Origin of the sequence: uncultured Methylobacterium sp., from assembly GCF_964244095.1 — a bacterium.
In the GTDB taxonomy this organism is placed as follows: domain Bacteria; phylum Pseudomonadota; class Alphaproteobacteria; order Rhizobiales; family Beijerinckiaceae; genus Methylobacterium.
In genome coordinates this window covers 1-5,887 of record NZ_CAXTHR010000201.1, presented here as the reverse complement: position 1 = coordinate 5,887, position 5,887 = coordinate 1, and the positions used below count along the sequence as shown (strand labels likewise).

7 protein-coding genes are annotated in these 5,887 nt (G+C 72.0%); 1 reads left to right on the top strand and 6 read right to left on the bottom strand.

The genetic code is table 11. The annotated features are described in order from the left end of the window. From ACFE86_RS20805 to alr, 4 genes are all read right to left on the bottom strand, one after another. A partial coding sequence (locus ACFE86_RS20805; protein ID WP_375457224.1) for an amidophosphoribosyltransferase occupies positions 1-844 on the bottom strand: 844 nt, incomplete at its 3' end. Positions 845-977: 133 nt separating this feature from the next. Further along, positions 978-1,589: a CvpA family protein gene (locus ACFE86_RS20800; RefSeq protein WP_375457223.1), complete on the bottom strand. Its 612-nt coding sequence runs from the start codon at positions 1,587-1,589 to the stop codon at positions 978-980. Positions 1,590-1,714: 125 nt separating this feature from the next. Continuing rightward, positions 1,715-3,154 carry a DNA repair protein RadA gene (radA, locus tag ACFE86_RS20795; protein ID WP_375457222.1) on the bottom strand — a complete coding sequence of 480 codons (1,440 nt, stop codon included), beginning with the start codon at positions 3,152-3,154 and terminating at the stop codon, positions 1,715-1,717. A 25-nt stretch (positions 3,155-3,179) separates the two neighbouring features. Beyond that, a complete protein-coding gene (gene alr / locus ACFE86_RS20790) occupies positions 3,180-4,295 on the bottom strand; it encodes an alanine racemase (protein ID WP_375457226.1) in 1,116 nt (371 codons plus the stop codon). A gap of 156 nt (positions 4,296-4,451) precedes the next feature. On the opposite strand from alr, the gene ACFE86_RS20785 reads away from it, so the two are divergent. Then, on the top strand, positions 4,452-4,772 hold the full coding sequence (locus ACFE86_RS20785; protein WP_375457225.1) for a cupin domain-containing protein: 321 nt from the start codon (positions 4,452-4,454) through the stop codon (positions 4,770-4,772). A gap of 3 nt (positions 4,773-4,775) precedes the next feature. On the opposite strand, the gene ACFE86_RS20780 is transcribed toward ACFE86_RS20785, so the two are convergent. Beyond that, positions 4,776-5,588 (bottom strand): DUF29 family protein, encoded by an 813-nt coding sequence (locus ACFE86_RS20780; RefSeq protein ID WP_375457221.1) that lies wholly within the window; start codon positions 5,586-5,588, stop codon positions 4,776-4,778. 59 nt (positions 5,589-5,647) lie between these two features. Further along, positions 5,648-5,887 (bottom strand): DnaB-like helicase C-terminal domain-containing protein (locus tag ACFE86_RS20775; RefSeq protein ID WP_375457220.1); only part of this gene is annotated, 240 nt, incomplete at its 5' end.

The following is a 5,887-nucleotide window of genomic DNA, read 5'->3' as shown; positions in this document are numbered from 1 at the left end:
GCACCGCGTAGACGCTCTTGCCGTTCACCACCGAATCCGGCCGGGCGAAGTAGATATACTCGAAGATGCACGGGCGCATCGTCCGCGCCGCGGCGAAGCGGATCGATTCGACGCCGTCCTCCGAGATCACCACGACCTCGCCGTTCTCCACGTCGCGCACGAACTTCGCGCCGATGATGTCGAGCGCACAGGTCTCCGAGGCCAGCATGTAGCGGCCGTCGAGTTCGCCCAGCACCAGAGGGCGGATGCCGAGCGGGTCGCGGGCGCCGATGAGCTTCTTGTTGGTCAGCGCGACGATCGCGTAGGCGCCCTCGATCTGGCGCAGCGCGTCGATGAAGCGCGCGACGATCCGCGGTTTGCGCGAGCGCGCGGCCAGGTGCAGGATCACCTCGGTGTCGGAGGTCGATTGCGTGATCGCGCCGTCGCGCACGAGGTCGCGGCGGATCGAGAGTGCGTTGGTGAGGTTGCCGTTGTGGGCCACCGCGAGCCCGCCGCCGGCGAGTTCGGCAAACAGCGGCTGCACGTTGCGCAGGATGGTGCCGCCGGTGGTTGAGTAGCGCACGTGGCCGATCGCGGCGCGGCCCTTCAGGCGCGCGATGGTGGCGCCGTCCGAGAACGAATCGCCCACGAGCCCGGGCCGGCGCTCGGAATGGAACACCTCGCCGTCGAAGGCGACGATGCCCGCCGCCTCCTGGCCGCGATGCTGCAGGGCGTGCAGCCCCAGCGCCACGATCGCCGCGGCGTCCGGGTGCCCGAAGATGCCGAAGACGCCGCATTCCTCGCGCAGCGTGTCGCCGTCGGTCTCGGGATCGAACACGGAACCCACGTCGGCGCGGTGAGACATGGCTTGCGTTCGATCCCTGGTTGCGGCTTGCGCGGAAGCCCCCGGCGCACGCCGCGCGGTCGTTCCCGTCCGGCGCCGTCGAGCGGTTATCTGAGGGCCCGGCGCCTCGCAACCAAGCCGGACCGCACGCAGGTCAGCGTCGCGGTGCGGGCGTGGCCGGCGCGGTCTCGCTCCGGCGGGCCGGCGCCTCGGACTCGGCCGGCGCCTCCACGGGCTCGTTCTGCGGCGTGTCGACCTTCGGCTTCTTGAACTGCTTCAGGAAGCCTTCCGGGTTCTCGGGCAACTGCGCCACCAGCGCGTCGCCGGACTTCTCCAGCATCGGGCGCGAGCGCGCCTGCGCCGCCCAGTCCGGCACCTTGCCTTGGACCAGCCAGGACAGGAACACCCAGCCGATCACGCAGATCAGGAAGCCGCGCGCGGCGCCGAACAGGAAGCCGAGCGAGCGGTCGATGGCGCCGATGCGCGAATCGAGCACCACGTCGGAGATCTTCACGGTGATGATCGACACGACGATGAGCGTGCCGAGGAAGATCGCTGCGATCGAGGCGACGAGCGCCACCGTATCGCTGGTGACGTGCTGCTTCACCGTCGGCAGCAGCAGCGGGTGGAACGACCACGCCACGGCGGCGGCGGCCACCCAGGCGATGATCGCCAGGACCTCGCGGGTGACGCCGCGCACGGCCGCGAGCAGCGCCGAGATCACGACGATGCCGAGCACCACGAGGTCGAGGACGGAGAACGGCATCTTGCGGATCTGATCGCTTCAGGCTGCACGCGGGCGTCGCCACGGGTCTGCGACGCTGCCGGGACCCGCGATGCTATAGCCCGGCCGACCTCGGCCGTCACCCTTGAGCGGCGGCCATCCCCCGCTCAGGGATCGTCCACGTCCCGGACCGCGCTCCGCCCGCGGCTCGCGGCCGCCCGGCGCGGACCGCCCGAGGCGATGCCGGCCACGAGGTCGGCGATGTGGCGCAGGCTTTCGGTGGCGAGCGCGCGCTCGGGCGTCTCGCTCCGGCCCTGCGGCGTCATCGCCTTGGCGAAGCCGAGCTTCTCGGCCTCCTTCAGCCGCGCGGCGGCCTGCGCCACCGGCCGGATCGCGCCGGACAGGCCGATCTCGCCGAAATACACCGTCTCCGGCGGCAGCACCGCGCCCGACAGCGACGAGACCAGGGCGGCGGCCACCGCCAGGTCCGCGGCGGGCTCTGAGATGCGCAGGCCGCCCGCGACGTTGAGGTAGACGTCATGCGTCCCGAGCCGGATGCCGCCATGGGCCTCGAGCACGGCCAGCACCATCGAGAGCCGGTTCGGGTCCCAGCCGACCACGGCGCGCCGCGGCATGCCGAGGGATGAGGGCGCGACGAGCGCCTGGATCTCGACGAGCAGCGGCCGCGTGCCCTCCATCCCGGCAAACACCGCGGTGCCGGCGGCCTGATGGTCGCGGCCGGCCAGGAACAGCGCGGAGGGGTTCGGCACCTCGGCGAGCCCCATGTCCGTCATCTCGAACACGCCGATCTCGTCGGTTGGGCCGAAGCGGTTCTTCACCGCGCGCAGGATGCGGAAGTGGTGGCCCTGGTCGCCCTCGAACGAGGCGACGCAATCGACCATGTGCTCGACGACGCGCGGCCCGGCGATCTGCCCGTCCTTGGTGACGTGGCCGACGAGGATCACCGCCGTGCCGGTGGTCTTGGCGAAGCGGATGAGGCTTTGCGCCGACGAGCGCACCTGCGTGACCGTGCCGGGGGCCGATTCCACGGTCTCGGTCCACATGGTCTGGATCGAATCGATGATGGCGAGCGCCGGCGGGCGGCCCTGCGACAGGGTCTCGACGATGTCCTCGACGTTGGTCTCGGCGGCGAGTTCCACCGGGTGCCCCGAGAGCCCGAGGCGCTCGGCGCGCAGCCGCACCTGCCCCACCGCCTCCTCGCCGGAGATGTAGGCGACACGCGCGCCGGTGGCCGCCATCGCGGCGGAGGCCTGCATCAGCAGGGTCGACTTGCCGATGCCGGGGTCACCCCCGAGCAGGATCACCGAGCCGCGCACGAAGCCGCCGCCGGTGACGCGGTCGAGTTCGCCGATGCCCGACGGCATCCGCGGCGCTTCCCGCGCCGCGCCGGTCAGGCCCTCGAGCGGGAACACCCGCCCGCGGGCGCGGCCCGGCCGGGTCGCGGCCGGCCCCGATTGCGGGCCGGAGCCGCCCGGCGTCTCCTCGACGATCGTGTTCCAGCCGTTGCACGCCTCGCAGCGCCCGCGCCAGCGGTTGTACACCGCGCCGCAGGACTGGCAGATGAAGGTCTGGTGGAGCTTCGCCATCGTGTCCTGGGCCGGCCGGTGTGCGTCAGCCCCCGGTATACGTGCGAACGTAACGGGAACCCAGCCCCGTCAGGATCTCGTAGCCGATCGTGCCGGCCGCGCGCCCGACCGAGTCGAGGTCGAGCGCGTCGCCGATCAGCGTGGCGACGGCGCCGCGCCCGGCGGCCGGCGCCCCGGTCACGTCGAGGATGATCAGGTCCATCGAGACGAGGCCGAGGATCGGGCAGGCGATGCCGCCGACGAGCGCGTGGCCGCGCCCGCTCGCCGCGCGGGGGTAGCCGTCGGCGTAGCCGAGCGAGAGCGTGGCCAGCCGCCGCGGCCCCGGCGCGGTCCAGCGGCCGTTGTAGCCGGCCTGCGCGCCGGCCGCGACGTGGCGGAGTTGGAGGATCGTCGCGTCGAGCCGCACCACCGGCCGCATCGGGTTGGCTTCGCCCGGCGTCGGGTTGCCGCCGAACAGGGCGTAGCCCGGCCGCAGCAGGTCGTGGTGGGCGCGGGAGCCGAGGAACACCCCCGAGGAATTGGCGAGCGAGGCCGGGAGGCCGGGGAAGGCCGCGCGCACGCGGGCAAAGTCCGCGATCTGGCGGGCGTTCACCGCCTCGCCGGGCAACTCGGCGCTGACGAGGTGGCTCATCACGAGGTCGATGCCGGCGGCTGCGATCCGCGGATCGTCCGCAAGCGCCAGCGCCTCCGGCACGGGCAGGCCGAGGCGGTTCATGCCGGTATCGACGTGGAGCGCGGCCGGCCGCGCCCCGCGCGCGAACGCCGCCCAGTCCGATACCTCCTCCACCGAGCCGAGGACCGGGCGCAGGTCCATCGCCGCATAGGCCGGGGCCGCGCCGGGCGGCAGGCCGTTGAGCACGTAGATCGCGGCCGCCGGCAGGGCGCGCCGGAGGGCGGCCGCCTCGCCCAGATGCGCGACGAAGAACGTGCGGCAGCCGGCGGCCCACAGGGCGGGGGCGACGGCGGCCTGCCCGCAGCCGTAGGCGTCCGCCTTCACCACCGCCGCGCAGGCGCGGCCCGGCGCCTGCGCGGACAGCCGCCGCCAGTTCTCCGCGACGGCGCCGAGATCGACGGCGAGGCGGGCGCCGTGGCGCCGGAGCGCATCGAGGACATCGGCCGCGTGCGTGTTGTCTCGCGAAATGGTTCGGACTCCGATATCGCCGCCCGGTCCCTGGACGCGTTGACGTTCGCCCCGATGCCAATACCGCGTCAGCCCGCCGAAGGCACGGGGCCTGCAACGGCTGCCTCAGCCGCTCCCGGCGATGCCGCCGGAGCGGCGGATCGAAGGACCATGCCAATGGCGTTCGCCTGCACGATTCCCGCGATACCGACCGTGCAGCAGGACGATGCGCGCTTGCGCATCACCCGCTGGGACTTCGCGCCGGGCGCCGTCACCGGCTGGCACGAGCACGGTTGGCCCTATGTCGTGGTGATGCTGGTAGCCGGCACGCTGCGCGTCCACGACGGAGATCGCGTCAGCGAGACCGCGCTCGCCGCGGGGCAGGCCTACAGCCGCCCGGCCGGCATCCGCCACGACGTGATGAACGGCTCCGCACACCCGATCGCCTTCGTCGAGATCGAGATGAAGCAACCGGGCGCGCCGGCGACCCTGGGGTGAGGCTCAAGGGGCCTCGGGCTCGGGCGGCCACGCGACCGCGCGGGTCATGATCGCGTCGAAGGGATAGGGGCATTCGGCGGGGAACGCCGTCTCGTCGAGGCCGGTCTCGCCCGCGGCATCGATCCGCGCTTCTTCGTAGGCCTCGCGGATGGCACCCTCCAGGCGCCCCTTCACGCCGGGATACCTCTTGAGAACCTTCTGTGTATCGCGTCGGCCGTTGCGGATGGAGAGGTGCCAGCTCCGCGTGCGCTTCTCCGGCTGATGGTCCCATTTCAGGAGATGCATCAGCGTGATGCGCAGCGCGCTCTCCAGCCGGTTGTAGATCTCGTTGCCCAAATCCTCGATCTCCTCGGCGAGGTTCAGCGTGTCGAGGCCGGAGAAGTGCCCCCGCCGCAGGAGCTGAGCCTGCTCGAAGGCCCAGGCGTAGAGGTCGTGATCGTAGATGTCGGGGCCGTGGCGTGCGTGCGCGGCGGCGGCCAGCAACTGCGCCAGGGACCTGGCCTGCGACGGCGAGGGCGCCTCCGCGATTCGTGCCGCGAGGTAGGTCTCGGCTGGCGCACCGTCCGGGCCCACGTCGCTGACGCGCGGCAGCACCGATTCGAGCGTGATCGCCCGCCCGGCCGCCGCCAGCGCGCCGGCGATCTCGAACACGCCGCGGTGCAGCCGCTCGGTCCAGTCCTCGCCGCGCAGGATCTTTGCGACGATCGGGTAGGTGGCCGGCTCGGCCAGGATCAGCCCGACCACCTGCCGCTCGGCCTCGAACACGTCGTTCAGGGTGATGGTCTCAGGCAACCGGGCCTGGGTTCCGAGGGCCATGCGGCGTCTCCGGTCCGTCGGATCTGAGATGATCCTATCTCGGATCCGGTATCAGCCTATCACATCCGCTCCGGCATCCGCTCGTCCTGCGCGAGGTTGGAAAACCGCGTGACGTTGGCGTCGAACTGCAACTCCACCGTGCCGGTCGGCCCGTGGCGCTGTTTCCCTAGGATCACCTCGGCCTTGCCGTGGACGCGGTTCATCTCCGCCTCCCAGGCGAAGAACTCCTCCGTGCCCTCGCGCGGCTTCTTGTTGTTGACGTAGTATTCCTCGCGGAACACGAACATCACCACGTCGGC

Coding starts and splice junctions, on each gene's coding strand:
- ACFE86_RS20785 (WP_375457225.1), top strand. CDS start 4,452: ATGGCGTTCGCCTGCACGATTCCCGCGATACCGACCGTGCAGCAGGAC.
- radA (WP_375457222.1), bottom strand. CDS start 3,154: ATGGCGAAGCTCCACCAGACCTTCATCTGCCAGTCCTGCGGCGCGGTG.
- ACFE86_RS20780 (WP_375457221.1), bottom strand. CDS start 5,588: ATGGCCCTCGGAACCCAGGCCCGGTTGCCTGAGACCATCACCCTGAAC.
- ACFE86_RS20800 (WP_375457223.1), bottom strand. CDS start 1,589: ATGCCGTTCTCCGTCCTCGACCTCGTGGTGCTCGGCATCGTCGTGATC.